The 1,637-nt window shown below is 67.0% G+C and carries 2 protein-coding genes; one reads left to right on the top strand and one right to left on the bottom strand.

The genetic code is table 11. The annotated features are described in order from the left end of the window. Positions 1-200: hypothetical protein (locus tag J0A65_RS23110; protein ID WP_206596645.1), on the bottom strand; the 200-nt coding region annotated here is incomplete at its 3' end. A gap of 466 nt (positions 201-666) precedes the next feature. Here J0A65_RS23110 and J0A65_RS23105 point away from each other — a divergent pair. Next, entirely contained in the window at positions 667-1,629 is a 963-nt protein-coding gene (locus tag J0A65_RS23105) for a siderophore ABC transporter substrate-binding protein (RefSeq protein ID WP_206596644.1), read from the top strand. The last annotated feature ends 8 nt before the right edge of the window (positions 1,630-1,637 follow it).

Here is a 1,637-nt window from a genome sequence, read left to right as displayed (position 1 = left end):
ATCACGCTGATGCTGGCCGGCGCATCCTTGATGCTCTGCTCGAAGCCCGAAGCGGTCACCACCACGTCATTGAGTTTCACCTGATCGGATGCCTGCGCGGCGGCGGTCGTGCAGGCGACCGAGGTCAGTGCGACGGCCAGCAGGGTTTTCTGGAACTGTGGGTTGCAACGAGCAGTGAACGGGTGGCGCGTGCGTGACATGCGAATAGCTCCTACGGAAATCAGGATGGCCCAGGTGTCGGCGTGCTTGCAGAGCGACGGCGCGTCTCCGGCGGCGCAGGGCAGATCGTCCCGGCGGCTGTTCGGAGGCGTGACGCGATACGGGCGAGTGCTGCTAGGGCGCCCATGTCCGGGCAGGTCTTGCCGCTGGCAATCTGCCGGTAAGCTGCGGACAGGTCGCAAATGATATGAATACTCATCTGCGAGTAAATGTGATTTACAAACTATACATTTGCACTTTGTAAATTCTGCGCACCCCGGCAGCCCTGCACGGCAGAGGGCCCGTGGGCCTGGTTCCGGCGAGGTGTAAATCCGAATGCGGCTCAATATCAATTGCGAAATCGCTGCTGTACCCTCGACGGCGCCTGGGCGGGGCGCATGCAGCCGAGGCGACGCCCGCGTGCGGCGTACGCGCCCGCTACCTGTCCATTGCAACGAGGAGAGTGAGATGTCGTCGCTTCGCTCCGCCGTGACCCACCTGGTCGCCGCGTTCGCCCTGCTGGCCCTGGCGTCTGCCCATGGCGCCTATCCACTGACGGTCAATCATGCGCAGGGTGGCCTGACGCTGAACGAGGTTCCCAAACGGGTTGCCGTGTTCGACCTGGCCACCCTGGATACGCTGGATGCACTCGGCGTGTCGGCGGCCGGGGTGCCGCAGATGGCCGGCCCCGAGTACCTGAAAGACGCCTACGCGGGGCGTGAGGCGGTCAATGTCGGCACCCTGTTCGAGCCGGACTACGCCGCGCTGGAAGCCCTCCGCCCGGACCTGATCATCATTGCCGGCCGTTCCAGTGGCGCTTACGCGAAACTCGCGCAGCTGGCGCCGACCCTCGACCTGAGCATCGCGCCGGATGCCTTCGTCGCCGGGGTGCGGCAGAACCTGCGGCTGCTGGGCGACATCTTCGACCGCCAGGCGCGGGCCGCCCGGCTGGATGCCGAGCAGCAGCAGGCACTGGCGGCGACGCACGAGAAGAGTCAGGGGCTCGCTACGCTGACGCTGTTCACCGTCAACGATGCGCTGATGGTGCATGCGCCAGGCGAGCGTTTCGGCATGCTCGCCGAGGTGCTGGGCACGACGTCCGTTGCCCCGCCGGTCGACCCGGCATCCCTGCCGCAGGGCCGCCCGGCGCCCGGTTCGCCAGAGGCCATGCAGCTGCGCGAACGGCACAAGGCGCGCCTGGCTGCCGCCCTGCAGGCCGAGCCGGACTGGCTGGTGATCCTGGATCGCGGTGCCGCGACCGGTGGCGAGGGCAAGGCGGCGCAGACGCTCGCCGCGCACCCGGGTATCGCCGCCAGCACGGCCTGGACCGAGGGCCGGGTGTTCTATCTCGATCCGGCCACCTGGTACATCGCCACGGGTGGTTATCAGGGACTGATGAAAACCCTGGAGGATTTCGCGGCGGCGCAGTGAAGCCAGCG

It is taken from the genome of Bowmanella yangjiangensis, assembly GCF_017255015.1.
Taxonomy (GTDB): Bacteria; Pseudomonadota; Gammaproteobacteria; order Enterobacterales; family Alteromonadaceae; genus Bowmanella; species Bowmanella yangjiangensis.
The sequence above is the reverse complement of the archived record's forward strand: the minus strand, read 5'-3'. Positions and strand labels throughout refer to the sequence as shown.